Origin of the sequence: Paraburkholderia atlantica (assembly GCF_000092885.1) — a bacterium.
Classification (GTDB): Bacteria; Pseudomonadota; Gammaproteobacteria; order Burkholderiales; family Burkholderiaceae; genus Paraburkholderia; species Paraburkholderia atlantica.
In genome coordinates this window covers 2,249,969-2,275,248 of the sequence record NC_014117.1, presented here as the reverse complement: position 1 = coordinate 2,275,248, position 25,280 = coordinate 2,249,969, and the positions used below count along the sequence as shown (strand labels likewise).

The window sequence follows — 25,280 nt, the reverse complement described above, 5'->3', positions numbered from 1 at the left end:
ACACACCTATGTCCCTGTCCGTATTTGAGATGCACTCCGTGGAGCTGTTCTGCCAGCGGCCACCGGGTGCCTGTTATGTCATCTGTGACGAGTGGCACTATAAAGCGTGCCTCGGCAAGGCAGCAGACCGTCAGAAGGCCGGGGCGGAGACCCGGGAATTTCTCGAGATTGCCGAACTGGATCACAGGAAGTGGGAGGAGGACCGGAAGCTGGTCAGGCGCATCCAGAAGAGTGGCTGGCTGTTCTTCCATAGCGCGCGGCACCGTAGCCCTGACACCGATGGCTGGTGGGTCATCCTTGGTCTTCTCGAAGAGGTTCGCCGGGGTAACCTGCTTGCCATTAAAGGTCCGCGTGATGGCCTGTTTCCGTCACGCTACAGCAGCACGCCGTTAAGGAATCCCGTAGCGAGGACCGGCAGTCACCCGGACGCCGAACCCATTCTGTCCGTCCAATATGATCCGGCCACCCGGCAAGCCCAGTTAGCCGCTGCGCGCGCAGCCAGGGCCACACCGCCACACATCGAGATACCACAGGCACTGACCAAGGCGCAGCGGTGGCAGACGCGCAAGGCGCTGATTGCGGCGGGCAATGCGGCCATGTCCGGGCGCGTGCGGGCGGCGGCTGAACGGCTCGCGCGCAACAATGTCGCGGTGGAGAAGGCCAGACTCTCCGATCATGTCTACGAGCCGTCCGGGCCGGTGCCCGAAGGGTGGGCGAACCGCAGCGGGGATAGGGAGTTTCTGGATCGGTATGGCTTGAAGCCAAAAGACCTGAAGATCAAGGGCTCGGACTTCAGGGCGCAGCTATACGAACCGGATGCGGCGGTCTTCGGTAACGATATGAAGCCCGCCCTCGCGTTCAAGGGAACAGAAATGACGAGTCTGGCCGACTGGTCGAACAACTTCAGCCAGAGCGTGGATATGGAATCGCCCTATTACAAGAGAGCCGTCAATATAGGTAAGAATTTAGCCTTCTCAACAGAACCTATCGACATCACAGGTCACTCGCTGGGCGGTGGCCTGTGTTCGGCTGCATCCGTCGCCAGCGGCAAGGAATGCTGGAGCTTCAACGCCGCCGGTCTGCACCCGAAGACGGTCGAACACTACGGCGGGCAGGTCGCGCCATCGAACATCAATGCCTACCATGTGAACGGCGACATTCTGACCGTCGCACAGACCTGGATGCCGCTGCCCGGTGCAGCCGGTACTCCCTATCTCCTTCCCGGCAGCGGCTCGCCCGTGTCGCGGCACTTCATCACGCAGGCAATTGACGGCATCGAGCAGCAGAAGGCGGAGGACATCACCGTACTTGAAACACTGTCATAACGAGGCTGAAAGCGATGAAAAGACTCAGCCGAATCTTTATCATGCCGGTGCTGTTACTGGCGCTATCCCCTGTGGTTCATCCAATGAAAAAATTTCCCGCCACTGATTTCTTTAGCGGCCCGCAACTCGAACTGGCGCAGGCCATCGAACGCGGCGACATGGCGCAGGTCCGGCGACTGGCACCGAAGACGGACCTGAACACGCCCGGACGCAAGAACATGACGATGCTGTTTTTTGCGTTTCAGGAGGCGTTGCAGCGCGACCCGCATCGGCTCGCGGTTGCGTCGGAGGTGGTGAAGGCCGGAGCCGATCCCTTGCAGGAAGTGCCGGATTTTGGTGACCCGCTCGGAGTCATGCTCAACAGCTCTCACCCGGAATTCCTGCGTGCCATGCTGGACGGCGGTGTTGATCCAAATTTGATTTCAGAAGGCACCCCGATAATTTTTGAGGTTGCAAAGGAGTCGACATCCGGCTCACTCAAGCTGCTGGTGGAGCGTGGCGCGAATGTGAACCGGCGCGATTCGTTGCGTAATTCAGTGCTATTTGAAGCATTAATGAACAACGCGCTCGATCAGATCGACTACCTTCTCGATCACGGCGCAAACCCGTCCACTTACAACATCAACGGCGTATCGTTCCCATTCGCGCTTTCACATGACATCAACAGAAACGCCTCTGCGCCTGATTCACCGGCATACAGGAAGCTGGTCGAAATCCGGGATCGCATCATCAGGATGGGCGTGAAATGGCCTCCCGAGACTCCGGAACAGATCAAAGCACGTTGGGGAGCCAATCCTCCGCGCCGGCTCGATGACAGCAAGCTTCCGCTGCCTTGATGCAGCTTCACGCTGGCGAGATGGTAACCGCCCCGCACACGAGAAGGCGGATAGAATCCGGGCACGCAACAGAACTCCGCGCTGGTGGAGGAAGCCCCCGACGCGCCCGGCTCGCCCGACGATCAGGCACGCGGGCTGAAGGCGATGATGTGGCAGTTCCGCCGATAAAAAGCGACGCGGTCATCAGCTCGCATTAGCCGACGGAGGGTGGGAGCCGGACCCCGTCCCCGGCCGCACGACCACCGTGCAGGTCGTGCCCGCCGCCAGCATCACATCGGCCGGCACCGAGTCGATCTTCACGCGCACCGGCACGCGCTGCGCGAGGCGCACCCAGTTGAAGGTCGGATTCACGTCCGCGAGCAGTTCGTGGCTTTGCGGATTGTCGCGGTCGTAGATGCCGCGCGAGATGCTCTCCACATGGCCTTGCAGCACGCCGCCGCTCATCAGCCGCACTTCGGCCTGATCGCCGATGCGCACGTGCGGCAGCTTGGTTTCCTCGAAATAGCCATACACCCAGAACGAATGACTATCGACGATCGCGAGTTTCGCGGCGCCGGCGGTCGCATAGTCGCCGCGGAACACCGAGAGGTTCGTCACATAGCCATCGACCGGCGACACGACGCGCGTGCGCTCCAGGTTCAGCTTCGCGGCGTCGAGCGCGGCGAGCGCCTGCTGATAGGCGGCACCGGCAGCGGACGCGGTATGCGTCGCGTTTTCGCGGCTTTCCTTCGACACCACCTGCGAGTCCATGTCCGCACGCCGTTGCGCGTCGTCGCGCTTCATCTGCAATTCAGCCTTGCGCGCGGCCACTGCGGCTTGCGCCTGCTCGACTGCGATCTGGTAGTGCGACGGATCGATCTGCATCAGCAGGTCGCCCTTCTTGACGAACTGATTGTCCTTGACCGGCAGATCGACGATCGCGCCCGACACGTCCGGCGCGACGTTGACGATCTCGGCGCGTACGCGGCCGTCGCGCGTCCACGGTTCGTCCATGTAATGGACCCACAGCACGCGGCCAATCAGGATCGCGACGATGAAAATGACGACTGTCGCGATGAAGCCCACAAGATTTCGGATGGTCATGTTTCGACTCTGATCAACGATAAACGGCGAGGCCGAGAAGGCCGCACACGGACACGAGCAAGCTGGCCCGGAACAGGGAGGGGTGCCACACCACGCGATACAGGCCCGTATAGGCGATCACGCGATCGAGTAGCCAAGTCAGCGCGGCGCCCGCGATGAACAGCAGCAAAATGGCCGGCACATAGGCATCGAGCACGGCGATATCACGCGGCATGAGGAGTTCCTTCTTCTTCTGATGTGTCCGCGCGCGTGCCGATCGCCGACGCGAGCGGCGACTGCGGATCGAGTAGCGCGGTACGGATGAAATGCAATTGACTGAGGATGCGCAGCAGCTGATGGCGTTCTTCGCGCGATGGCGTGAAGCCGGCCATCAGCTGCTGTACTTGCGCGATCGCATCGGCGGTCGCCGCGAGCGCGCGTTCGAAGTGCCGCTCCCGCGGCCGCTCGAACAGCGCCGCGAGCGCATCGCGCAGCGAGCGCAGTGCGACGCGCCACGGCGCCGCCTTGTGGTAGCGCGGCTCGTTGGGCAACGTCGCGATTTCGCGGCGCAGGTCGATCACCGCGTTGCCGACCTCCAGCACCGAAAACAGCCAGCGCAGCGTGTCGCGCTTCGTATCGGGCTCGTTCTGCGACAGCGAGTTGATCTGGAACATCAGATCGCGCGCGCCGCTCTCGAAGCGTGAGCGCACCCGCGCAAGACCGGCGCGGCCAGCCAGCACCACCTGGCGGCGCAAGTCGACGAGCAGGCGGTTGCGCAGCCACGGCGTGGACGGTGGCAGCAGCACCGCGAACGCGATCGACGCCACCAGCATCGACAGCACCAGCGCGAGCGCGTCGTTCATGAACGAGCTCGGGTCGTAGTGGATCACGTTGTCGGGGCCGGCGAGGAAGCAGAAAAAGATGCAGTAGCCGACGCCGTATCCCGCGAGCTTCGCACGCGTGGTCATGAATACGCCGAGCAGCAGGAACGGCGTGAGCGCGACGCACAGCATCACGAAGCCGTCGATGTGCGGATACACGCCGAATACCGCGGTCATGCCCATCAGCGTCGCGAGCACCGTGCCGCCGGCCATCTGAAACGCCGTGCGCTTCGGGTCCGGCGACGACGACGCGAGCGCGCACACGGCCGCCGCGTCCAGCGTCAGCGTCGAGCCGCTCGGCCACGCGGTCGCGATCCAGAACGCGCCGAGCACCAGCATCACGATGGCCGCGCGCAGGCCCGCGACGCCAGCCGCGATCCCGTTGGTCTTCGGCTCGTAGCGCTCGATCCAGCGTTCGCGCGCGTGCGTGTCGACCGCGAGCGACGCGTAGGTCGCCGCATACGCGTGCAGGTCGTCGATGAAGCGGTACAGCAACTCGGCGCCGGTGTCGAAATCGAGCAGCGGCGCGTCAGGGTGCGTTTCGAGCTCGTCGCGCGTCGCGCGCACGCGCTTCGGCAATTCGCTCTTGTAGGTGTCGAGCTGCGCCGCGGCGTGCGCGGCGTCGGCCGCACTCAGCACCGGCTCGCCCGACTTCGCTAGCAACGGCGCAATCTCCTTGAAGTACGGCTCGAGCGCGGCGATCGCGATCGCCGCGCCGTGCGTGCCGTTCTCGCGCAGACGGTTCATCAGCTGATGCAGCGCATGAAAGCGCGTCGACGCGGTCATGAACTCGCTGTTCAGACGGGCGAGGCGCCCGCCGCGCATCCGCGAATCGGGCCCTTCGAACATGGCCATGCTACGCGCAGCCTCGAAGCCGACGATGTCGGCGACGAAGCGCGCATTGGTCGCCTCGATCTGCGCGCGGTCGTTGCGCCCGGCGAGCGACGCCGACACGTATTCGACGAAGGACGAGAAGCGCGCGCGCACGGTGCTGCGCATCTGCTGGCCGGCGAACTGCGGAAACACGAGGCCGCTGACCGCGCCCGCGCAGATGATACCGATCACGACTTCCGCGACCCGCGTGAGCGCGCTGAGAAACGCGCCGTCGGGATGCTGCCACGCGGGAATACCGATCAGCGCGGCTGTGTAGCCCGCCAGCACGAAGCCGTACGAACGGAAGTTGCGATTGCGCGCGGCGCCGGCGGTGCAGATGCCGACCCAGATCGCGGTCGTGATCAGGAACAGCTCCGGCTGCTGCGCGAACAGACCGATCAGCGCGAGCATCACGACCAGGCCGACCAGCGTGCCGCAGATCCGGTAGAAGCTCTTCGCGAACACCGCGCCGCTTTGCGGCTGCATCACGATGAACACGGTGGTCATCGCGGTGCGCGGCTGCGGCAGATCGAGCTTCATCGCGATGCCGAGCGCGAGGAAACACGCGGCGAGCGACTTGAACAGATACATCCACACGAGGCCGTCGGTGCGCGCCCAGTGGGCGGCGGCTTCGTAGAGCGCGGCGAACGACGCGGGGCGCGCGGTCGACGGGGAAGACGAGGAGGACATGGCCTTTCTTACTCGGACGCGGGCGCGTTCGGGGCGCGCGAGGCGGTGGTGGCGGTGGTGACTGCGTTTGTCCTGGCGTTGGCATTCGCATCCGCCTTCGCCGTGCCGTTATCCGCCGAGCCGCTCTTGCCTTCGTTGTTGCCCTTGCCATGCGCCGGCAGCGTTTCGTTATCCCGCGGACCGTTGGCCGGATCGTCGAGACCGCCGCCGAGCGCCGTCATCAGCGACGCATGCGCGCCGAGCCGCTCGGCCTGCACCTTGGCGACGCCTTCCTGCGCGCGCAGCAACTGGTTTTGCGCGACCAGCACGTTCAGATAGTCGGTCAGGCCGCGCCGGAAGCCCTCGCGCGACAGATCGTAGTTCCTGCGCGCGGCGGCGACCGAGCGGTCGGCGTCGTCGGCCTGGGTGGTCAACGAACGGATGCGGATCACCTGGTCGGAAATGTCCTTCAGCGCGGTCACGATCGACTGGTTGTAGCGCTCGACCGCTTCGTCATAGCCCGCCGACGCGGCGCCGAGCTGCGAGCGCAGCCTGCCGCCGTCGAAGATCGGCAGCGTCAGCGCGGGACCCACGCTCCAGCTATGCGACGGACTCTTCAGGAACTGGAACAGCGGCCCCATCGCCGCATAGCCGCCAATCGACGCGAGCAGGTTGATGTCCGGATAGAACCCGGCCTTCGCGACGTCGATGCCGCGCGCCTGCGCGGCGACCGTCCAGCGCGCCGCGACCACGTCGGGGCGGTGGCCGATCAGTTCCGCGGGCAGAGCGGCCGGCAGACCGGCGGGCGCGGCGAGCGACAGTGTCGGGCGCTGGATCGCGTCGCCGGCGCCCGGCCCCTTGCCCGCAAGCGCGGCCAATTGATTGCGGCCGAGCGCGATGTTTTCCTCGATCGCGTCGATCTGGCGCTCGTACTCGGGCATCGGCGTTTCGGCCTGGCTCACTTCGAGCTGCGTGCCGATGCCGCCCTTCAGGCGCCGGTTCGCCAGGTCGACGATTTGCTGCTGTTGTTGCAGTGTGGCCTTCGCAATGTCCAGCCGCGCGTAGCTCAGCGACATCTCGATATAGGTGCGCACCACATTCGCCTGCAGTTCGAGCTGCGCGGCGCGCGCGTCGGCAGCGCTCGCGTGCGCGAGGTCGAGCGCGCGCTCGGCGGCATTCTTGTCCTTGCCCCAGAAGTCGAGGTGATAGGCGAGGGCGAGCGTGCCGGTGTTGTTCCACGACTGCTCGCCGGCGAGCGGCCCCGGACCGTAGAACACGTTGTCGGGCCACTGCTCGCGCTGGATCGACAGGCTGCCGTTGACGTGCGGCGCGAGCGCCGCGCGCGCGACGCCGGCCATCGACGCCGCCTCGCGCACGCGCGCCTGGGCGACCGCGAGACTCGGATTGCCGGCTTCTGCGTCCGCGATCCACTGGTTTAGCTGCGGATCGTTATAGGCACGCCACCAGTCGGCGGCGGGCCACTGCGCATCGGCGTTGGCGGCGCGAATCGCGTTGCCCACGTCGAGCGACGAAGCATTGATCGTGCGCGTTTGCGGCGCCACGCCCCCGGTACTTGCGCATCCGGCGATTGTTAATAGGATCGTAAGAACCGAGGCTGCGGCGATCCCTTTGCGTACCGGAGACTGCACCATTTCCTCCAAATTTGACTATAGAACCTTGTGCGCAATTATATTTTTCGATCAATTGCGGAATAACCGGTAATGATGCAAGGCATTTTTACAAGTCATGAGATAATGGCCATTGCTGATCGTGTAACAATCGCTGCCGATTTTTCGCAACTGTGTTGCATGGGACCGGTGCAAGGGCTAGAGCGCCAACTCCGGTCGACAGAGGATAGGTATGGACACGCTTCAAAACATGCGCGTATTCGTCCGCGTCGTCGAAGCGGGCAGCTTCACGGGCGCCGCGCAACATCTGAATACGACGACGGCCTATGCGTCGCGCGCGGTTTCCGATCTGGAGGCGCATCTGCGCACGCGGCTTCTGAACCGGACCACGCGCCGCATTGCGCTGACCGAGGCGGGGGAGCGCTATCTGCAGCGCTGCGAGCAGATTCTCGCGTACGTGGATCAGGCGGAGGCCGAGGCGAGCGACGCGCACGCGCGCCCGTCCGGCAAGCTGAAGGTCCACGCGATGACGAGCTTCGGCCAGCACTACGTGGTGCCGGCCGTGAGCCGCTACCAGCAGCGCTACCCGGACGTGCATGTCGAACTGACGCTCGCGCAGCGCATGCCCGATCTGCTCGACGAAGGCTTCGACGTGTCGCTGACACTCGCCACCGGCCTGCCCGATTCTGGGCTCGTGTCGCAGCGCATTGGCAGCGCGTTCAGCATTGCGTGCGCGTCGCCTGCGTATCTCGAGCGGCACGGCGTGCCGCAAACGCCCGCAGACCTCGCGCAGCACAACTGCCTGCAAATGGTGACGCCGGTGCACCCGCCCGACAGATGGACCTTCGACGGCCCGAACGGCGAAGAAGTCGTCTCGCTCGGCTCGGCCACGTTCCAAGTGAACGTGGCCGAGGCGATGGTCGTGGCTGTCGCTCAGGGCATGGGCATCGCGCTGATTCCGATCTACTCGGCGATCAGCCGTTTGCGCAGCGGTGAACTGGAGTGGCTGCTGCCCGAGTACACGTCGCAGCAGATGAATCTGTATGCGCTGTATCCGTCGCGGCAGTATCTCGATGCGAAGATCCGCACGTGGGTCGAATTCCTGCGCGACGAGTTGCCCTCGACGCTGGCGGCGGATCAGGAAGAGTTGCGGCAGTTCGCGAGGACCTGAACGGCCTGTTCGTCATGCGTTGACGTTCGACGGGCGCGCGGCGTGACAGCCTGTTACACACGCGCCGCGTCGCAACATTTCTTTACTTCTGCCGCGCAGTCGATTTGTTAACGTGTCGTTCACGCGCCGCCGCTCTGGCCGGACGCGCTGGATTCGCCGCCGTTCGGCACCTCGCAACCACTGAAGGACGACACATCCATGGATACGCACCTGATGATCGGCTTGGCCGTCATGTTCGGATTGATCGGCGTCGCCGCGTCGCGCGATCTGCTGCGCCGCATGCGTGTACAGCAGCCGCGGCTCGTGCCGGTCGAAGTCGAGTCACAGGATGCGCCGCGGCGAGAGCGGTGAGCAGGCCCGCTAGAACCATTTAAATCTCGACGACCTTGTCCCAAGCAAACAGCGGATTCTCCCACTCGCGCGTGCGCCGGTCGAAATAGCCGCGCGGATTGCACACGACACGCGTGCCGTCCACTACATAGTCGAACGACGTATGCGTGTGGCCGTGAATCCACAACGCAACAGGCGCGCGCACGAGCTCCGGCAAGTGATTGACGAAGCCTGCCGACGCGCGGTCCTCGGCAAAGCGCTCGGCCAGACTCAGCCGATGCGGCGCATGGTGCGTGACCACGATCGTTTGGCCGGCAAACGGTTTGGCCAGCTCGCTTGCGAGCCACGCGCGCGCATGCTGGTGCAGCGCGAGCGAATCGGCGGGCGTAAAGTCGCGGGCGGCGTCGCGCGGGTCGTGCGGCCAGTTCATCTGGATCAACCCGCGATAGTCGAGCATGACGCGGCGCGCGGCGCCGATCGATTCCTCGATTGCTTCGGGCGTCGTGCCGTACAGCGCGAAGTCGGTCCACAACGTCGTGCCGAGCACGCGCCAGCGCCCCTGGCTATCGACGAGCGTGGCGTTGTTCAGCACGTGCACGTTATCGACCTGCGCGGCCGCGTCGAGCGTCGCGCTCTCCAGCGCGCCGAACTCGCCGTCGTAGTACTCGTGATTGCCCGGCACGTAGACGACCGGCACTGTGTCGTCGAACGCCTGCGCGGCCCAGCGCGGCCCGGCCGCGTGGTTGTGAATGTCGCCCGCCAGCACGACCAGATCCGCCCGCGCATGCGGGATCAGTTCAGGCTCGTCGTTTTCCAGATGCAGATCGGACAGCACGCGAATCTTCACGGATGCGACTCCTGCTAAACGCCACCGCGTCGGGTCGCGGAGGCTTCTGACATTAGCGTAGCACCTTGCCCGGATTCATCAGGTTCAGCGGATCGAGCGCCTGCTTGATCGCGCGCATCATCCGCACTTCGACGTCCTGTTTGTAGTGCGCGGCTTCGTCGATCTTCAGCTGGCCGAGTCCGTGTTCCGCGCTGATGCTGCCGCGATGCGCATTCACGCTGTCGTAGACGATCCGGTTGATCGGGCTCTGGTACTGCCGCAGAAACGCCTTTGCATCGACGCCCTCGGGCGCCTGCACGTTGTAGTGCAGATTGCCGTCGCCGAGATGGCCGAACGTGACCATGCGCGCGCCCGGCGCGGCTTGCGCGATCGCTTTGTCGGTTGTCTCGATGAAGTGGCCGATGCGTGAGATCGGCACCGCGATGTCGTGCTTGATGTTCAGCCCTTCCTCGGCCTGCGCAAGCGGAATGTGTTCGCGCAGATTCCAGAACGCGCGTGACTGCGCGAGGTTTTCCGCGACCACGGCGTCTTCGACGAGACCCTGTTCGAGCGCGGTTTCCATCAGCCCCTCGAATAGCGTGCGCGCGTGCTCTTCGCTTTCGCTGTCCGACAGTTCGAGCAGCACGACTTGCGCATGCGGTTCGGCGAACGGATAACGCATCTGCTCGAAATGGCGGCCGACGAGCCGCAGGCAGAAATCCGACATCAGCTCGAAGCCGGTCAGGAGCGGCCCGGCGACGCGTTGCGTGAGCGCGAGAAAATCGAGCGCCGCATGCGGCGACGCGAGCGCGGCGAGCGCGGTGACACGCGCGGCCGGCTGCGGATGCAGCTTCATCACCGCCACGGTGATCAGGCCGAGCGTACCTTCCGCGCCGATGAACAGATCGCGCAGATCGTAGCCGGTGTTGTCCTTGCGCAGCCCGCGCAAGCCGTCCCACAGTTCGCCTTGCGGCGTCACCACTTCGAGGCCGAGGCATAGCTCGCGCGTGGTGCCATAGCGCAGCACGCCGGTGCCGCCCGCGTTGGTCGACAGATTGCCGCCGATCGTGCAGCTGCCTTCGGCGGCGAGGCTCAGCGGAAACAGACGTCCGGCCGCTTCGGCGTGCTTCTGCACGTCGGCGAGGATCACGCCCGCTTCGACGGTGACCGTGTTGTTGTGCGGGTCGATGTCGCGCACCCGATTCAGGCGGCGCAGGCTGATCACCGCCTGCGCGCCGCTCGCGTCGGGTGTGGCGCCGCCCGCGAGACCGGTGTTGCCGCCCTGCGGCACCAGCGCGACGCGATGTTCGACCGCGAGCCTGACGAGCGCGGCGGCTTCCGCAGACGTGGCGGGGCATAGCACCGCGCAGGCCGCGCCGGTGTAGCGGCGGCGCCAGTCGGTCAGAAAGGGGGCGGTGTCGTGCGGATCGGTCAGTACGTGAGCCGCGCCGATGGCGTCGCGGCAGGCGGCGAGAAAAGCGGTGTGGTTCATGTGGATCGGTTGACGGTTTTGAAGCTTGGACGTCAGGCGGGCGGGGTTGGTTCGCTGGGGGTTTGCTTAGCAGCCTGCTTTGCAGCCTGCTTTGCGGCTCGTTTCGCCGCGCGCTTGAACGGCCCGACATACGCGAGCGCGCAAACGAAGAAGATCATGGCAAGCGCCGCCTGCAGCCAGCCGAGCCGCGCGCCCAGGCCATGATCGCTCCAGCCGCGCACGATGCCTTCTGCGAAATACAGCAGAATCAGCATCGACGCCCATTGCATCGTATAGAGCCGACGTCGCCACACTCCCGGCAACGCGGAGATCAACGGCAACGCCTTCAGCACGAGCAGCGAGCCGCCAGGCCGCAACGGTGCGAGCCACCATTCCCATGCGACCGCAAGCAAGATCATCGCGACCAGTGTGAACGCGGCGACGAGCGCGGCGGCGGCTTTGGGCTGCACGGGTACGACGGTTGCGGCTGCCGACGTGTTGCCGAATTCCGCGCCACTGGCGTCGCGACGGGCGTCGTCGCGTTCGGTTGGTTGCGGATGCGGGACGTTCACGGTTTTTCGCTCACGGCCTTTCGGACATCGACGCCGCCGTGCGCGCAACGCGCGCACCCAGCGCAATGGCCAGCGTCCGTTCGTCGGCGGAGATGCCATGGCCGGCCGTGCCCGCGCGCGCGAAATGCGACGCGCCGTACGGCGTGCCGCCGGTCTGCGTGGTGGTCAGCGTGCTCTCGGTGTACGGAATGCCGACGATCAGCATGCCGTGATGGAGCAGCGGCAGCATCATCGACAGCAGCGTGGATTCCTGGCCGCCGTGCAGGCTGCCGGTCGACGTGAACACGCAGGCTGGCTTGCCCGCCAGCGCGCCGGATAGCCACTGCGGCGTGGTGCCGTCGAGAAAGTATTTGAGCGCGGCCGCCATGTTGCCGAAGCGGGTCGGTGAACCGAGCGCGAGGCCCGCGCATTCTTCGAGGTCACGCAGCTCGACGTACGGTGGTCCTTCGGCGGGGATGTCCGGCTCGCTCGCCTCGCAGACCGTGGAAACCGCCGGCACGGTGCGCACACGCGCCTGCATGCCGGGGACGCTGTCGACGCCGTGCGCGATTGCCAGCGCGAGCTCGCGCGTGGCGCCGTGACGGCTGTAATAAAGCACGAGAATGTCTTTCATAGGCCTCATCATTGAACAGGTATTATAGGGGTTCGGTCCGTTGCACAGGCCATTCATAGCCGTTCGGCCAGGTGCCGAACGGGGTTCCCGCAGTTCCATTCTCAGGGTTCAGCAGGCAAGGAGGCAGGTTTGTTGGTTAGGGTGCGTTTCGATCTCGACACGCTCAAACGGCTCGCGCAATTCGCCGCGCAACGTATCGGCGAGGATCGGATTCCGCAGGTCGCGGGCAGCCTGACGTTCACCACGATGCTCGCGCTCGTGCCGCTCGCCACCGTCGCGTTTGCGCTGTTCACCGCGTTTCCGATCTTCAGCTCGTTCCAGGCGTCGCTGCAGTTTTTTCTTGCCGATCACCTGATGCCCGCGCAACTGAACGACCAGATCTTCAAGTATCTGAACCAGTTCGCGTCGAAGGCCAAAGGGTTGACCACGATCGGCATGATCATCCTGTTCGTCACCGCAGTGATGACGATGATGACCGTCGAGTCCGCGTTCAACGTGATCTGGCGCGTGCGCAAGGCGCGGCCCGTCGCGCAGCGCATTCTCGTGTACTGGGCGATCATCACGCTCGGTCCGATCCTGATCGGCGTGAGCCTGTCGATCTCGTCGTATCTGTTCACGCAGTCGATGTCGTTTAGCGCCGCGCAGCGCATCACACCGCTGATCGAATGGGCGCTCGCGAGCGCCACGCTGCCGTTCACGATGCTTGCGTTCACGATTCTTTACGTTTATTTGCCGAACTGCCGTGTCGAATGGCGTGACGCGGTGGTCGGCGGCGTGATCGCCGCAGTCGCGTTCGAGCTCGCCAAGCGCGGCTTCGGCTACTACGTACGCCGTATTCCGACCTATACGGCAGTGTACGGCGCGTTCGCCGCGGTGCCGCTGTTCCTTGTATGGATGTACCTGTGCTGGTTCATCACGCTGACTGGCGCGATGATCGCATCGGCGTTGCCGGCGATTCGCATCGGTCAGTTTCACCGCCCGGTGTTCTATGGCAGTAATCTGTTCGATTCGCTCGAATTGCTCGCGCGGCTGTGCGAAGCGCGTGAGGGCGGCAGACGCGGCTACACGATGCCCGAGCTTGCACGCATGCTTCGCCGCGACAAGGATACGACGCTGATGCTGTTACAGCGTCTTGAGGAGATCGAGTGGATCGCGCGGCTGGAGGAGGACCATACCGGCCCGCACTATGTGCTGCTTGCTAACCCGGCGCAGGTGACCGTGCAGCGGCTGTACGACCTGTTCGTGATCGACCGCGCGGAGCTGTCGTATCAGCTCGAACTCGACTCCACGCGCGTGGACGGCGGCATGCTGCTCGCCGCGCTCGACAACGACCAATTGAAGGTGACGCTCGCCGCGTTGCTTGCCTCGCGCGCGGCGGCCAGAGCGGCGCGACCCGGAGATGAGCGCGCGGCCGCTTCGATGCCGCACCAGGCGGCGTGACAGGGCGGCTCGACTTCGAGCCGCCTTAGGAAAACTACAACGAAATCTTCCCCACGCAGATGTCCTTGAACATCACCCAGTCGCCCATCAGGCTGTAAAGCGGATGACGGAAGGTGGCCGGCCTGTTCTTTTCGAAGAAAAAATGGCCGAGCCACGCGAAGCCATAGCCGCACACGACGGCCGCCGGCAGCCATAGCCAGTTGCCGGTGGCAAGCGCCATCGCGAGAAAGCCAATAACGCCGAGCGAGCCGACGAAATGCAGCCGACGCGACGCGATGTTGCGATGTTCGCTCAGGTAGTACGGATAAAACTCCGCGAAGCTCGCGAAGTGATCGGTATGTGCTGTATGAGCCATAACGGCCTCCGGAGGCTGAAAAAGACAGCTTCGATCATTCTCCGGCGATCGCCTGCCTAACGCAACCTGGCCATTCGGCAGATGGCGCGGCGGGTTCGGCGTGGGTATCGTCGTGATTCAGCGCGCTTCGTGCGGTGCCCGCGAAGCGAAGCTGTACAACGCATCGAGCGTCGCGTCGGGTTGCTCGGTCATCAACGCGTGGCCGGCATCGAGCGTGACGGTATCGACTGGCGTGCCCGCCTGCGCGAGCGCATCGGCAAGCGCTTTCGCCGCGCGCGGCGGCGTCATCGCATCGCGCCGGCCGACGATCAGCCGCGTCGCGCAACGCACCTGCGCTGCACGGGCGAGGCCATCCGCATAGGTATGGCAGGCCGTGAAATCGGTGTGGAACAGATGCGGTTCGCCACTGGCGGAAACGTGCTCCATCAGCCGCTGGTTCATACCGTGCAGCCAGAAGCCGGGGCCGGGGCACGAGGGCTTCGCGGCGAGCGTCGAATGCGACCACTGGTTGACCATGTCGATCGCCTCGGGCTCGCGATTGAGCGCGGCGTCGAGCAGCGCGTCGGAGACCGTCATCGGCAGCGCGGTCGCGAGCAGCGCGAGATGCGTGGTGCGCTGCGGATAGCGGCCGGCCAAGTCGAGCGCGATCAGCGAGCCCATGCTGTGGCCGGCGACGAACGCGCGCGTAACGCCCACGGCGTCGAGCAGCGCGGCGAGCCAGTCGGCCAGCGCGGCGATGCTGGCGAGCGCGGGGCCGGCGCTGCGCCGATGGCCGGGCAGATCGACCGCGAGCACGCCGAAGCCGTGATGCGCGAAATAGCGGCTTTGCAGCGCCCACACGCTGTGATCGTGCTCGGCGCCGTGGATGAACACGGCGGTCGGCAGGCTCGCGTCGAAGGGTTTGCCGCCGGTGTAGGCGTAGGCCGGTTTGCCTTGAACGGTGACGATCATGGGGACTCCGGGCGGGCGGGGGCGTTCGTGGCGGTGGGCGCCACAGCGGCGGTTCTTTGCGCGGCCTTCAGCGCGCGCTTGAGATCGTCGATCAGGTCATCGGGATCTTCGAGGCCGATCGACAGACGGATCGTGCCTTCGGTGATGCCGGCCGCGGCGAGCGCGGCGGCATCCATGCGGAAGTGCGTCGTCGATGCCGGGTGGATCACCAGCGAGCGCGCGTCGCCGACGTTCGCCAGGTGCGAGAACAGTGTCAGCGCTTCGATGAAGGCGCGCCCGGCCGCGCGGTCGCCGCGCAGGTTGAAGCTGAACACCGCGCCGGCGCCGCGCGGTAGCAGTCGCTTCGCGAGCGCGTGGTCGGGATGGGTCGGCAACTCGGGATAGGCAACCGATTCGACCGCCGCATGACCGGCGAGAAAGTCGACCACGCGCCGGGTGTTGGCGACATGACGCTCCATGCGCAACGGCAGCGTCTCGATGCCTTGCAGCAGTTGCCACGCGGCCTGCGGATGCAGGCACGCGCCGAAGTCGCGCAAGCCTTCGCGCCGCGCGCGCAGCAGGAACGGCGCGACCGTGCTTTCCTCGGCGAACACCATGCCGTGGAAACCGTCGTATGGCTCGGTGAATTCGAGAAAGAGGCCGGAAGCCTCGAAGTCGAACCTGCCGCCGTCGACCAGCACGCCGCCGATCGTCGTGCCGTGGCCGCCGAGAAACTTGGTCGCCGAGTGGTAGACGAAGTCGGCGCCGTGCTCGAAGGGGCGCAGCAGGTAGGGCGTCGTGAAAGTCGAATCGACCAGCAACGGCACGCGGTGCGCGCGCGCGATCTGCGCGAGCGCGGCGATGTCGAGCACCTCGAGGCCCGGATTGCCGAGCGTTTCGCCAAATAGCAGGCGCGTGTTGGGGCGCAGCGCGGCGCGCCACGCGTCGAGGTCGCCGGGCTTCACGAAGGTCGTCTCGATACCGAAGCGCCGCAGCGTGTAATGCAGCAGATTGTGCGAGCCGCCGTACAGCGCGCTCGACGCGACGATGTGCGAGCCGGCGCCCATCAGCGTCGCGATCGCCAGATGCAGCGCGGCCTGGCCGCTCGCGGTGCCGATCGCGCCGGCGCCGTTTTCGAGCGCGGCGACGCGCTCTTCGAACACGGCCACGGTCGGATTCGAGATGCGCGAGTAGACGTGGCCGGCGCGCTCCATGTTGAACAGCGCGGCGGCGTGGTCCGAGTCGCGGAACGAAAACGACGTGGTCTGGTAGATCGGCGTCGCGCGCGCGCCGGTCGCGGGGTCGGGGGCAGCGCCGGCGTGCAGCGCAAGCGTATCGAAACGGTTGGCGGACATCGTGTGCGGCGGGCCGCGAGGGGCCACGCGAATGATCAGGGTAGGCCGGCCATCCTATCATTGGCGCGCGCCGCTTCAAGCGCGGTTTTCCCGTGGGGTGGACCGCGGATTTGTGCGGTTCGTGCCGGGAGCGGGGCATGCTCGGTATCTGGAAGTCAGATGAATTGGAGCCCCCGAAAGCCCGCCGAGCCTTGGCTGGCGGGCCGCTTTCCTTTTATGGGCCTTTCCGATAGGATCGAAACAACCATTTAATGCATTGCAAGATTGGCGGTACCAGGAGATAGATGATGCGAGTCAGCGACATTCTTAAAGTCAAGGGCAACACCCTTTTTACGGTCACGCCGGATACCACGCTGCATGACGCCGTCATTACCATGGCCGAGCACGACATCGGCTCGCTCGTCGTGATGGAGTACGGCGACCTCGTCGGCATGCTGACGTTTCGCGAAATCATTCTGACCTTGAAGGAAAACGGCGGCAGCGTCGGTACGTCGACGATCCGCAAAGTGATGGACGACCATCCGCTCACCTGCACGCCCGAAACCGACGTCAACGAAGTGCGCCGCATGATGCTCGAGCATCACGTGCGTTATCTGCCCGTCATGGAAAGCCGCACGCTGATGGGCGTCATCTCGTTTTACGATGTCGCGAAGGCGGTGGTCGAGGAGCAGGGGTTCGAGAATCGCATGTTGAAGGCCTATATCCGCGACTGGCCGGAAGAGCAGGAAGGACAGGACCGGCAGCCGGCGCGTTGATGCGCGTGGCTCGAACGTCGCGCTCCGGCAGTTGCCGCGAGCGCGAATCTGCCGACAGGGCGCGCGCGCAAGCGGGCGCTTTTTTTGTATCCGGGCCGGTGTCCGGATCTGGCGCGCGTCGCACCGGCCCGTTTGTCCGCCGTTCCGTGCGTTTCCTTGCCATTTTCCGCGCCGTTGTTCTGACTTCATGAACGATCGTCCGTTGCCTGCCGCCCGTCGCGCCGCTCGCGCGCACGAAGCGCACGAATCCCAGTTCCGCCTGCTTCGCCAGCGCCGTTTCGCGCCGTTCTTCTGGACACAGTTTCTCGGCGCGATGAACGACAACGTGTTCAAGATCGGCTTCACGTCGCTCGTCACGTATCAGGCGGCGCGGTTTTCGGGCGTCGACCCAAAAACCGCGGCGTTCCTGATTTCCGCGATTTTCATTCTGCCGTTTGTGCTGTTCTCGGCCACTTCCGGCCAGATCGCGGACAAGTACGACAAGGCGTTGCTCACGCGCCTCGTCAAGACTTTCGAGATCGCGGTGATGCTGGTCGGCGGTGCGGGCTTCTGGCTGCATAGCGCGCCGTTGCTGTATCTGTGCACGTTCCTGATGGGCGTGCATTCGACCGTATTCGGGCCGGTCAAGTACTCGTATCTGCCGCAGCATCTGTCGAAGGCGGAGCTGGTCGGCGGCAACGGCATGATCGAGATGGGCACCTTCGTCGCGATCCTGGTCGGCACGATCGTCGGCGGAGCGGGCGCGGGGTTCGCCGAGCATGGCGCGGTGGTGCTCGCTGGCGTGTGTATCGCGATCGCGCTGATCGGGCGCGCCGTGTCCGGCTTCGTGCCGGCTACGCCCGCGCCGCAGCCCGGCTTGCGCATCAACTGGAACCCGGTCAGCGAAACGTGGCGCAATCTGAAGCTCGCGCACGAGAACCTCACCGTGTTTCTGAGCCTGCTCGGCATTTCGTGGCTGTGGTTCGTCGGCGCGACGTTCCTCGCATCGTTTTTCAATTTTGCGAAGGACGTGCTGTCCGCCGATCCCGACGTCGTAACCGCGCTGCTCGCCACGTTTTCGATCGGCATCGGCATCGGCTCGTTGCTGTGCGAACGGCTGTCGAAGCGGAGGATCGAAGTCGGCCTCGTGCCGCTCGGCTCGATCGGCATGAGCGTGTTCGCGATCGATCTTTTTCTCGCGAGCCACGCGCTGCCGCCGGCGGGGCATTTGCTCAGCGTCGGCGAGTTTCTGGCGCGGCCCGCGCATTGGCGCGTGCTCGCCGATCTGTTCCTGCTCGCGATGTTCGGCGGCTTTTACAGCGTGCCGCTGTATGCGCTGATCCAGAGCCGTAGTCAGCCGAGTCATCGCGCGCGCATCATCGCCGCGAACAATATCCTCAACTCGCTGTTCATGATCGTGTCGGCGCTGATGGCGATGGGTCTGACCGCCGCCGGCTTCGGCATTCCGGCAATTTTTCTCGTCACGGCGCTGCTGAACGTGGTGGTCGCGGGCTACATCTATTCGCTCGTGCCCGAGTTCCTGCTGCGCTTCGTTGCGTGGCTGCTCGTGCATACGTTTTACCGGATCCGGCTCGTGCACGCGGAGCGGATTCCGGAGCGCGGCGCGGCGGTGCTCGTGTGCAACCACGTCAGTTTCGTCGATGCGATCGTCATCATGGCCGAAAGCCCGCGGCCGATCCGCTTCGTGATGGACTATCAGATCTTCCGCTCGCCGTTCGTCGGCTGGCTGTTCCGGCACGCGAAGGCGATTCCGATCGCACCCGCGCATCAGGACGCGGCGCTGCTCGCGCGTGCGTACGAGCTGTGCGCGCAGGCGCTCGCGGATGGCGAACTCGTCTGCATCTTTCCCGAAGGCAAGCTGACGCGGACCGGTGAGCTGAACCCGTTTCGCCACGGCGTCGCCGAGATCGTCAGGCGCACGCCGGCGCCGGTTATTCCGATGGCGCTGCGCGGTCTGTGGGGCAGCGTGTTTTCGCGCGCGGTCGATGCCCACTGGCCGCGTCCGCTCAGAAAAGGCGTGATGAGCCGGTTGAGCCTCGCGGTCGGCGAGCCGATCGACCCGGCGCTCGCGACACCGGAGACACTGCAGCAGATCGTGACCGAGCTGCGCGGCGCGCGCAAATAGCCTTGGGCCGGTGCCCGGATGCCGAGGTGGCGAGTTCGCCCGCTCGCGCGCATTCGGCCGGCGCTGTCGCCAGGCCCGTCTTCGAGGCGAGCGGGCTGGCATAATAGCGTTCTCCCCGAATTTCTTTGGACGACGCTCATGTCCGGCAACACGATCGGTACGCTTTTCACTGTCACGACCTTCGGCGAATCGCACGGCCCCGCTATCGGCTGCGTGATCGACGGCTGCCCGCCGGGCATGGCGCTCAACGAAGCCGATATCCAGTTCGAACTCGATCGCCGCAAGCCGGGCACGTCGCGCCACGTGACGCAGCGCCAGGAAGAGGACAAGGTCGAGATCCTGTCGGGCGTGTTCGAAGGTCAAACTACCGGCGCGCCGATCGCGCTGTTGATCCGCAACACCGACCAGCGCAGCAAGGACTACGGCAACATCGCCGAGACGTTCCGCCCCGGCCACGCCGACTACACCTACTGGCAAAAGTACGGCATCCGCGATTACCGCGGTGGCGGCCGCTCGTCGGCACGGCTGACGGCGCCGACGGTCGCGGCGGGTGCGGTGGCGAAAAAGTGGCTGCGGGAGAAGTTCGGCACCGAGATTCGCGGCTATATGGCCGCGCTCGGCGAGATCGAGGTGCCGTTCGTCGATTGGGCGCAGGTGCGCGAAAACCCGTTCTTCGTGCCGAATGCGGAGATCGTTCCGCAGCTCGAGGCGTATATGGACGCGCTACGCAAGGACGGTGATTCGATCGGCGCGCGCATCAACGTGGTCGCCTCCGGTGTGCCGGTCGGCCTCGGCGAGCCGCTGTTCGACCGCCTCGACGCCGACATCGCGCACGCGATGATGGGCATCAACGCGGTGAAGGGCGTCGAGATCGGTGCGGGCTTCGCGAGCGTCGCGCAACGCGGCTCGGTGCATGGCGACGAGCTGACGCCGGAGGGGTTCGTCGGCAATCACGCGGGCGGCGTGCTCGGCGGCATTTCGACGGGGCAGGACATCACGGTGTCGATCGCGATCAAGCCGACCTCGAGCATTCGCACACCGCGCCGTTCGATCGACAAGGCGGGGCAGCCGGTGGTCGTCGAAACCTTCGGGCGGCACGACCCGTGCGTCGGCATTCGCGCGACGCCGATCGCGGAGTCGATGCTTGCGCTCGTGCTGATCGATCACGCGCTGCGGCATCGCGCGCAATGCGGCGACGTGGCCGTGAGCACGCCGAAGATCGCGGCGAGCGCGCCCTAACGCTTACGCGGCCCAGAGATTGGCGGCGCACCGGCCGCCATAAAAAGAATAGGGAAGGGGATCAACGAAACGCGCAAGAATGCGAGCAGACGAAAGCGCGAGCGCGCTATCGGAATTTGCCTTCGCGAGGCTACCGCTTATCGCACAGCGCCGCAAAGGCAAATAGCACAACGATCACATATTCGGATAGTTCGGACCGCCACCGCCTTCCGGCGTGACCCACACGATATTCTGCGTCGGGTCCTTGATATCGCAGGTCTTGCAGTGCACGCAGTTCTGCGCATTGATGACGAGCCGCTCGTTGCCTTCTTCGTTCTTCACGAACTCGTAGACGCCAGCCGGGCAATAACGCGACTCCGGCCCGGCGTAGGTCTGCCAGTTCACGTTGACCGGCACGGTCGGATCCTTCAGCGTCAGATGCGCAGGCTGATTTTCCTCGTGATTCGTGTTCGAGATGAATACCGAAGACAGCCGGTCGAACGTCAGCTTGCCGTCCGGCTTCGGATACGTGATCGGCTTGCACTGCGAAGCCGGCTTCAGCATCTCATGATCGGAATGCTGATGATGCAGCGTCCAGGGCACGTTGCCGCCGAGCAGCTTTTGTTCGACGCCGACCATCAGCGTACCGAGGTAGAGACCCTTGCTCATCCACTGTTTGAAGTTACGCGCGCGATACAGCTCGGTGTAGAGCCACGACGTCTTGAAGGCTTCCGGGTAAGCGGTCAGTTCGTCTGACTGACGGCCGGCCTGCACGGCGGCGAATGCGGCGTCGGCGGCGAGCATGCCGGTCTTGATCGCGGCGTGCGAACCCTTGATGCGCGACGCGTTCAGGAAGCCCGCGTCGTCGCCGACCAGCGCACCGCCCGGGAACACCAGCTTCGGCAGCGACATCAGGCCGCCCGCGGTGATCGCGCGCGCACCGTACGACACCCGCTTGCCGCCTTCGAGAATCGCGCGGATCGCCGGGTGCGTCTTATAGCGCTGGAATTCCTCGAACGGCGACAGATACGGATTCGAGTAGCCGAGGCCGACCACGAAGCCGACCACGACCTGGTTGTTGTCCATGTGATACAGGAACGAGCCGCCGTAGGTGTCGTTTTCGAGCGGCCAGCCGGCCGTGTGCATTACCAGACCCGGCTTGTGCTTCGCGGGATCGATCTCCCACAGCTCCTTGATACCGATGCCGTACACCTGAGGATCGACGCCGTCGCGCAGCTTGAACTTCTCGTTCAGCTGGCGGCCGAGGTGGCCGCGCGCGCCTTCGCAGAACAGCGTGTACTTCGCGTGCAGCTCCATGCCGAGCTGGAAGTTCTCGGTCGGCTCGCCGTCCTTGCCGATGCCGAGATTGCCGGTCGCGACGCCCTTGACCGAGCCGTCGTCGTTGTACAGCACTTCAGCCGCCGGAAAGCCCGGGAAAATCTCGACGCCGAGCGCCTCGGCCTGCTGACCCAGCCAGCGCGTTACGTTCGCGAGGCTGATCACGTAGTTGCCATGGTTCTTGAAATTGTCCGGAAGCGCCCAGTTCGGCACGCTCTTCGCGCCCGTCGCCGACAGGAACAGGAAGCGGTCTTCGGTCACGTCGACCGTCAGCGGCGCGCCTTTCTCCTTCCAGTCCGGGATCAGCTCGGTCAGCGCGCGCGGATCCATCACCGCGCCCGACAGGATATGAGCCCCGATCTCAGAGCCTTTTTCGAGTACGCAGACGCCAAGCTCGACGCCTTGTTCGGCGGCGCGCTGCTTCAGACGAATGGCAGCCGACAGGCCCGCAGGGCCGCCGCCGACGATGACGACGTCATACTCCATCGACTCGCGCGGGCCGTACTGCTCAATGAGACTTGCGGGGGTCATTGATGCTCCTCTTACCGTTAGAATGCTTTTTTCGGGTTCGTATTGTGGGCGATCGATCCCCACGCCGCAACCCAAAAGCCACAGATTAGCACGAGCGTACTATTTCATGATACGGTAAAGACCCTTAGTCGCGGTCGTACCAAACCCCGTCAACCGCAGTTGTCACTACAACCGAACAAGGAAAGACAATGGGCCGTTCGATCAATCTGGAAGGTAAGGTCGCGCTGATTACTGGCGCTTCGAGCGGGTTGGGCAAGCGCTTCGCGCAGGTGCTGTCGCAGGCGGGCGCGAAGGTCGTGCTGGCGAGCCGACGTACCGAGCGGCTCAAGGAACTGCGCGCGGAAATCGAGGCGTCCGGCGGCGCCGCGCACGTCGTGTCGCTCGACGTGACCGACTACCAGAGCATCAAGTCGGCGGTCGCGCATGCGGAGACCGAGGCCGGCACCATCGATATCCTCGTCAATAATTCGGGCGTGTCGACTACGCAGAAGCTGTCCGAGGTCACGCCGGCGGACTTCGAATACGTGTTCGACACCAATACGCGCGGTGCTTTTTTCGTCGCGCAGGAAGTCGCCAAGCGCATGATCATGCGCGGCAACAACGCGCAGAAGCCGTCGTACCGGATCATCAACATCGCGTCGATGGCGGGCTTGCGCGTGCTGCCGCAGATCGGCCTGTATTCGATGAGCAAGGCCGCGGTCGTCCACATGACGAAGGCGATGGCGCTCGAGTGGGGCAAGCACGGCATCAATGTGAACGCGATCTGCCCCGGGTATATCGACACCGAGATCAATCATCACCACTGGTCGACCGATCAGGGGCAGAAACTGATTGCGATGCTGCCGCGTCATCGGGTCGGCAAGCCGGAGGACCTCGACGGGCTGCTCCTGCTGCTCGCGGCGGACGAATCGCAATTCATCAACGGCTCGGTGATCGCCGCCGACGACGGTTTTGGGCTCGCGTGAGCGCACAGTCAAACGTTTCAACAGTCAGGCAGCAAAGGAAGAACGGAAGTAAAGCATGAGCGATTTTCACGCAGTTTTCGAAATGACGATGCCGATCCGCTGGGGCGACATGGACGCCTTCGGTCACGTCAACAACACGGTTTATTTCCGCTACATGGAGCAGGTGCGGATTTCCTGGTTCGAACAGATGGACTTTCTCGGCCAACGCCCGGACGGGCAGGGGCCGGTGATCGTCAATGCGTCGATGGAGTTTCTGAAGCAACTGCACTATCCGGGTGACGTGATCGGCCGGATGTCGGTGGCCACGCCGGGGCGCAGCAGCTTCGATACGGCTTTCGAGCTCCTGCGTGCCGATGAGCCGCATACGCTCTATGCGCGGGGCGCCGCGCGATGCGTGTGGATCGATTATGCGGCAGGCAAATCGATGCCGGTGCCCGACGTGCTGCGCGCGGCCATCGAGAGCGCGGCGCTCGTCAAGGCGGCCTGACGGCGCTGTCTGAGCGCGCGATCGCGCGCCTCATACTCCCTTTCTCTGTCAATCCCCGAGCAGCCGCTGCAACAGCTCGGTCGCATTGGCCGTATCGTATTTACGCATGAGCCGCGCACGGTAGACGTCGACCGTGCGCGGACTGATGTCGAGCACGCGGCCGATCTGCTTACTGGTCTTGCCCGTCACCAGTTGCGCGGCGATCTCGCGCTCGCGCGGCGTCAGTTCCACCGCGACCCGGCGGGTCGCGCTCAGATCCTCGAAGGTCCAGACACCCGCGGCGTGCGGGTCGGTGCGCTGCTGCGCACGGCCCGTCACGTGACACCAGAACAGCTCGCCGTTCGCGCGCTTCATGATGCGGTCGTCCGCGTAGCTGCCTTGTGCGGTCATGATCGGCGGAATGCGCGCGCCGATCCGCTCGAACTCATCCGCCGATGGATACAACACCTGGAACGACTGACCGATCAGCGCGTCGCGCGCGTAGCCGAAAATCGACGCGAGTTCGTCGTTGCAGTCTTCGATGGTCCGCTCGCGCGACAGCACGAGTCCGATCGGCGCGAGGTGAAACGCGGTGCGGTAATCCAGGGCGGGCATGGGCGGGGCGGCAAGTACTTATGTATTTTTGCGTATTGTGCCGCATGGCGGGCCCAGCGTACTCTTTCGGGCAGATGGCGACGCGGCGCATGCCGCGGATGACTACTAGAATGACGTAGCGGTATCGTGAGGCGACGTGAAGTTCGCCAGTTGCGATATCAGCCGCAATGATCCGGCGGCCTGCGTACAGGTTTTGGGTTTCCATAGAGGAAGGGACATACAGATGAACAAAGTCTATCCAGGCGCCGCCGAGGCGCTGAAGGACATCGTCAAGGACGGGCAGACGTTCGCCGTCGGCGGCTTCGGGTTGTGCGGCATTCCTGAGGCGCTGATCGCGGCGCTGCGCGATTCGAAGGTGCAGGGCATCACCTGCATCAGCAACAATGCGGGCGTCGACGGTTTCGGCCTCGGCCTGCTGCTCGAGACGCGTCAGATCAAGAAGATGATCTCGTCGTACGTCGGTGAGAACAAGGAGTTCGAGCGCCAGTACCTTGCCGGCGAACTCGAGCTCGAATTCACGCCGCAAGGCACGCTTGCCGAGAAGCTGCGCGCGGGCGGCTCGGGCATCCCGGCGTTTTTCACGAACACCGGCTATGGCACGCAGATCGCCGAGGGCAAGGAAACCCGCCAGTTCGGCGAGAATCACTATGTCCTCGAACATTCGCTGACCGCCGATATCGCGCTCGTCAAGGCATGGAAGGCCGACAAGGCCGGCAACCTGATCTATCGCCGCACCGCGCGCAACTTCAATCCGATGTGCGCGATGGCTGGCCGCATCACCGTCGCGGAAGTCGAAGAGATCGTCGAAGTGGGCGAGCTCGATCCGGACGCGATCCACACGCCTGGCATCTTCGTGCAGCGCATCGTACTGAATGCGCATCCGGAAAAACGCATCGAACAACGCGTCGTCCGCGCGAAAGGAGACTGATC

24 protein-coding genes are annotated in these 25,280 nt (G+C 64.6%); 11 read left to right on the top strand and 13 right to left on the bottom strand.

Features of this window, described 5'->3' with window-relative positions; translation table 11 throughout:
- The first annotated feature begins 8 nt into the window (after positions 1-8).
- Both BC1002_RS10130 and BC1002_RS10125 read left to right on the top strand, forming a co-directional pair.
- Positions 9-1,325 carry a Tle-like phospholipase domain-containing protein gene (locus BC1002_RS10130; protein ID WP_013089947.1) on the top strand — a complete coding sequence of 439 codons (1,317 nt, stop codon included), beginning with the start codon at positions 9-11 and terminating at the stop codon, positions 1,323-1,325.
- Positions 1,326-1,339: 14 nt separating this feature from the next.
- On the top strand, positions 1,340-2,161 hold the full coding sequence (locus BC1002_RS10125; protein ID WP_013089946.1) for an ankyrin repeat domain-containing protein: 822 nt from the start codon (positions 1,340-1,342) through the stop codon (positions 2,159-2,161).
- 183 nt (positions 2,162-2,344) lie between these two features.
- On the opposite strand, the gene BC1002_RS10120 is transcribed toward BC1002_RS10125, so the two are convergent.
- Genes BC1002_RS10120 through BC1002_RS10105 form a run of 4 tightly spaced genes read right to left on the bottom strand, consistent with a single transcriptional unit; the run spans position 2,345 to position 7,295 of the window.
- Positions 2,345-3,244 carry an efflux RND transporter periplasmic adaptor subunit gene (locus tag BC1002_RS10120; RefSeq protein WP_013089945.1) on the bottom strand — a complete coding sequence of 300 codons (900 nt, stop codon included), beginning with the start codon at positions 3,242-3,244 and terminating at the stop codon, positions 2,345-2,347.
- Positions 3,245-3,257: 13 nt separating this feature from the next.
- Positions 3,258-3,458: a DUF1656 domain-containing protein gene (locus BC1002_RS10115; RefSeq protein WP_013089944.1), complete on the bottom strand. Its 201-nt coding sequence runs from the start codon at positions 3,456-3,458 to the stop codon at positions 3,258-3,260.
- Positions 3,448-5,667 carry an FUSC family protein gene (locus BC1002_RS10110; protein ID WP_013089943.1) on the bottom strand — a complete coding sequence of 740 codons (2,220 nt, stop codon included), beginning with the start codon at positions 5,665-5,667 and terminating at the stop codon, positions 3,448-3,450. The genes BC1002_RS10115 and BC1002_RS10110 overlap by 11 nt, the downstream gene beginning before the upstream one ends.
- Before the next feature lie 8 nt (positions 5,668-5,675).
- Complete coding sequence (locus BC1002_RS10105; RefSeq protein WP_013089942.1) at positions 5,676-7,295, bottom strand: efflux transporter outer membrane subunit; 1,620 nt, start codon at positions 7,293-7,295, stop codon at positions 5,676-5,678.
- Between the two features lie 211 nt (positions 7,296-7,506).
- Between BC1002_RS10105 and BC1002_RS10100 the strand changes: the two genes are divergently transcribed.
- Both BC1002_RS10100 and BC1002_RS38405 read left to right on the top strand, forming a co-directional pair.
- The gene (locus BC1002_RS10100) at positions 7,507-8,445 is read left to right on the top strand and encodes a LysR family transcriptional regulator (protein WP_013089941.1); all 939 of its coding nucleotides are present in this window, start codon (positions 7,507-7,509) and stop codon (positions 8,443-8,445) included.
- 198 nt (positions 8,446-8,643) lie between these two features.
- Entirely contained in the window at positions 8,644-8,796 is a 153-nt protein-coding gene (locus BC1002_RS38405) for a hypothetical protein (RefSeq protein ID WP_013089940.1), read from the top strand.
- 19 nt (positions 8,797-8,815) lie between these two features.
- Here BC1002_RS38405 and BC1002_RS10095 read toward each other — a convergent pair whose 3' ends face one another.
- The 4 genes from BC1002_RS10095 to wrbA are packed head-to-tail and all read right to left on the bottom strand — an operon-like array spanning position 8,816 to position 12,257.
- On the bottom strand, positions 8,816-9,622 hold the full coding sequence (locus BC1002_RS10095) for a metallophosphoesterase (protein ID WP_013089939.1): 807 nt from the start codon (positions 9,620-9,622) through the stop codon (positions 8,816-8,818).
- A 52-nt stretch (positions 9,623-9,674) separates the two neighbouring features.
- Complete coding sequence (locus BC1002_RS10090) at positions 9,675-11,093, bottom strand: FAD-binding oxidoreductase (RefSeq protein WP_013089938.1); 1,419 nt, start codon at positions 11,091-11,093, stop codon at positions 9,675-9,677.
- A gap of 32 nt (positions 11,094-11,125) precedes the next feature.
- Positions 11,126-11,644, bottom strand: a complete 519-nt coding sequence (locus tag BC1002_RS10085; protein WP_013089937.1) for a DUF2069 domain-containing protein — start codon at positions 11,642-11,644, stop codon at positions 11,126-11,128.
- Positions 11,645-11,654: 10 nt separating this feature from the next.
- Complete coding sequence (wrbA, locus tag BC1002_RS10080; protein ID WP_013089936.1) at positions 11,655-12,257, bottom strand: NAD(P)H:quinone oxidoreductase; 603 nt, start codon at positions 12,255-12,257, stop codon at positions 11,655-11,657.
- 129 nt (positions 12,258-12,386) lie between these two features.
- Between wrbA and BC1002_RS10075 the strand changes: the two genes are divergently transcribed.
- Positions 12,387-13,697, top strand: a complete 1,311-nt coding sequence (locus BC1002_RS10075) for a YihY family inner membrane protein (RefSeq protein ID WP_083788681.1) — start codon at positions 12,387-12,389, stop codon at positions 13,695-13,697.
- A gap of 34 nt (positions 13,698-13,731) precedes the next feature.
- Here BC1002_RS10075 and BC1002_RS10070 read toward each other — a convergent pair whose 3' ends face one another.
- From BC1002_RS10070 to BC1002_RS10060, 3 genes are all read right to left on the bottom strand, one after another.
- On the bottom strand, positions 13,732-14,052 hold the full coding sequence (locus BC1002_RS10070) for an Mpo1-like protein (RefSeq protein WP_013089934.1): 321 nt from the start codon (positions 14,050-14,052) through the stop codon (positions 13,732-13,734).
- Positions 14,053-14,169: 117 nt separating this feature from the next.
- Entirely contained in the window at positions 14,170-15,003 is an 834-nt protein-coding gene (locus BC1002_RS10065; protein WP_013089933.1) for an alpha/beta fold hydrolase, read from the bottom strand.
- Entirely contained in the window at positions 15,000-16,337 is a 1,338-nt protein-coding gene (locus BC1002_RS10060) for an O-acetylhomoserine aminocarboxypropyltransferase (RefSeq protein WP_013089932.1), read from the bottom strand. Before BC1002_RS10060 ends, BC1002_RS10065 begins: the two co-directional genes overlap by 4 nt.
- A 287-nt stretch (positions 16,338-16,624) precedes the next feature.
- Between BC1002_RS10060 and BC1002_RS10055 the strand changes: the two genes are divergently transcribed.
- The 3 genes from BC1002_RS10055 (at position 16,625) to aroC (ending at position 20,456) form a co-directional block, all read left to right on the top strand.
- Complete coding sequence (locus BC1002_RS10055) at positions 16,625-17,092, top strand: CBS domain-containing protein (protein WP_013089931.1); 468 nt, start codon at positions 16,625-16,627, stop codon at positions 17,090-17,092.
- Positions 17,093-17,279: 187 nt separating this feature from the next.
- A complete protein-coding gene (locus BC1002_RS10050; RefSeq protein WP_013089930.1) occupies positions 17,280-19,217 on the top strand; it encodes an MFS transporter in 1,938 nt (645 codons plus the stop codon).
- 138 nt (positions 19,218-19,355) lie between these two features.
- Complete coding sequence (gene aroC, locus BC1002_RS10045) at positions 19,356-20,456, top strand: chorismate synthase (RefSeq protein WP_013089929.1); 1,101 nt, start codon at positions 19,356-19,358, stop codon at positions 20,454-20,456.
- A gap of 174 nt (positions 20,457-20,630) precedes the next feature.
- Here the strand turns inward: aroC and BC1002_RS10040 are convergent, their stop codons facing one another.
- Positions 20,631-22,304, bottom strand: a complete 1,674-nt coding sequence (locus BC1002_RS10040; RefSeq protein WP_013089928.1) for an electron transfer flavoprotein-ubiquinone oxidoreductase — start codon at positions 22,302-22,304, stop codon at positions 20,631-20,633.
- Between the two features lie 188 nt (positions 22,305-22,492).
- On the opposite strand from BC1002_RS10040, the gene BC1002_RS10035 reads away from it, so the two are divergent.
- Together BC1002_RS10035 and BC1002_RS10030 are read left to right on the top strand one after the other, a co-directional pair.
- Positions 22,493-23,269, top strand: coding sequence for an SDR family oxidoreductase (locus tag BC1002_RS10035; protein ID WP_013089927.1), 777 nt, complete (start codon positions 22,493-22,495; stop codon positions 23,267-23,269).
- Positions 23,270-23,324: 55 nt separating this feature from the next.
- Positions 23,325-23,756, top strand: a complete 432-nt coding sequence (locus BC1002_RS10030; RefSeq protein ID WP_013089926.1) for an acyl-CoA thioesterase — start codon at positions 23,325-23,327, stop codon at positions 23,754-23,756.
- A 48-nt stretch (positions 23,757-23,804) separates the two neighbouring features.
- On the opposite strand, the gene BC1002_RS10025 is transcribed toward BC1002_RS10030, so the two are convergent.
- Complete coding sequence (locus BC1002_RS10025) at positions 23,805-24,350, bottom strand: LuxR C-terminal-related transcriptional regulator (RefSeq protein ID WP_013089925.1); 546 nt, start codon at positions 24,348-24,350, stop codon at positions 23,805-23,807.
- Between the two features lie 223 nt (positions 24,351-24,573).
- Here BC1002_RS10025 and BC1002_RS10020 point away from each other — a divergent pair, with 223 nt between their 5' ends.
- Positions 24,574-25,278, top strand: a complete 705-nt coding sequence (locus BC1002_RS10020; RefSeq protein WP_013089924.1) for a CoA transferase subunit A — start codon at positions 24,574-24,576, stop codon at positions 25,276-25,278.
- Positions 25,279-25,280: the final 2 nt, after the last annotated feature.

Excerpts from the sequence above, each read along its gene's own strand:
- BC1002_RS10130 (WP_013089947.1), top strand. The coding sequence starts at position 9 with ATGTCCCTGTCCGTATTTGAGATGCACTCCGTGGAGCTGTTCTGCCAG.
- BC1002_RS10125 (WP_013089946.1), top strand. The coding sequence starts at position 1,340 with ATGAAAAGACTCAGCCGAATCTTTATCATGCCGGTGCTGTTACTGGCG.
- BC1002_RS10020 (WP_013089924.1), top strand. The coding sequence starts at position 24,574 with ATGAACAAAGTCTATCCAGGCGCCGCCGAGGCGCTGAAGGACATCGTC.
- BC1002_RS10030 (WP_013089926.1), top strand. The coding sequence starts at position 23,325 with ATGAGCGATTTTCACGCAGTTTTCGAAATGACGATGCCGATCCGCTGG.
- BC1002_RS10120 (WP_013089945.1), bottom strand. The coding sequence starts at position 3,244 with ATGACCATCCGAAATCTTGTGGGCTTCATCGCGACAGTCGTCATTTTC.
- aroC (WP_013089929.1), top strand. The coding sequence starts at position 19,356 with ATGTCCGGCAACACGATCGGTACGCTTTTCACTGTCACGACCTTCGGC.
- BC1002_RS10035 (WP_013089927.1), top strand. The coding sequence starts at position 22,493 with ATGGGCCGTTCGATCAATCTGGAAGGTAAGGTCGCGCTGATTACTGGC.
- BC1002_RS10055 (WP_013089931.1), top strand. The coding sequence starts at position 16,625 with ATGCGAGTCAGCGACATTCTTAAAGTCAAGGGCAACACCCTTTTTACG.
- BC1002_RS10040 (WP_013089928.1), bottom strand. The coding sequence starts at position 22,304 with ATGACCCCCGCAAGTCTCATTGAGCAGTACGGCCCGCGCGAGTCGATG.
- BC1002_RS38405 (WP_013089940.1), top strand. The coding sequence starts at position 8,644 with ATGGATACGCACCTGATGATCGGCTTGGCCGTCATGTTCGGATTGATC.
- BC1002_RS10110 (WP_013089943.1), bottom strand. The coding sequence starts at position 5,667 with ATGTCCTCCTCGTCTTCCCCGTCGACCGCGCGCCCCGCGTCGTTCGCC.
- BC1002_RS10025 (WP_013089925.1), bottom strand. The coding sequence starts at position 24,350 with ATGCCCGCCCTGGATTACCGCACCGCGTTTCACCTCGCGCCGATCGGA.
- BC1002_RS10065 (WP_013089933.1), bottom strand. The coding sequence starts at position 15,003 with ATGATCGTCACCGTTCAAGGCAAACCGGCCTACGCCTACACCGGCGGC.
- BC1002_RS10115 (WP_013089944.1), bottom strand. The coding sequence starts at position 3,458 with ATGCCGCGTGATATCGCCGTGCTCGATGCCTATGTGCCGGCCATTTTG.
- BC1002_RS10100 (WP_013089941.1), top strand. The coding sequence starts at position 7,507 with ATGGACACGCTTCAAAACATGCGCGTATTCGTCCGCGTCGTCGAAGCG.
- BC1002_RS10050 (WP_013089930.1), top strand. The coding sequence starts at position 17,280 with ATGAACGATCGTCCGTTGCCTGCCGCCCGTCGCGCCGCTCGCGCGCAC.
- BC1002_RS10070 (WP_013089934.1), bottom strand. The coding sequence starts at position 14,052 with ATGGCTCATACAGCACATACCGATCACTTCGCGAGCTTCGCGGAGTTT.
- BC1002_RS10060 (WP_013089932.1), bottom strand. The coding sequence starts at position 16,337 with ATGTCCGCCAACCGTTTCGATACGCTTGCGCTGCACGCCGGCGCTGCC.
- wrbA (WP_013089936.1), bottom strand. The coding sequence starts at position 12,257 with ATGAAAGACATTCTCGTGCTTTATTACAGCCGTCACGGCGCCACGCGC.
- BC1002_RS10090 (WP_013089938.1), bottom strand. The coding sequence starts at position 11,093 with ATGAACCACACCGCTTTTCTCGCCGCCTGCCGCGACGCCATCGGCGCG.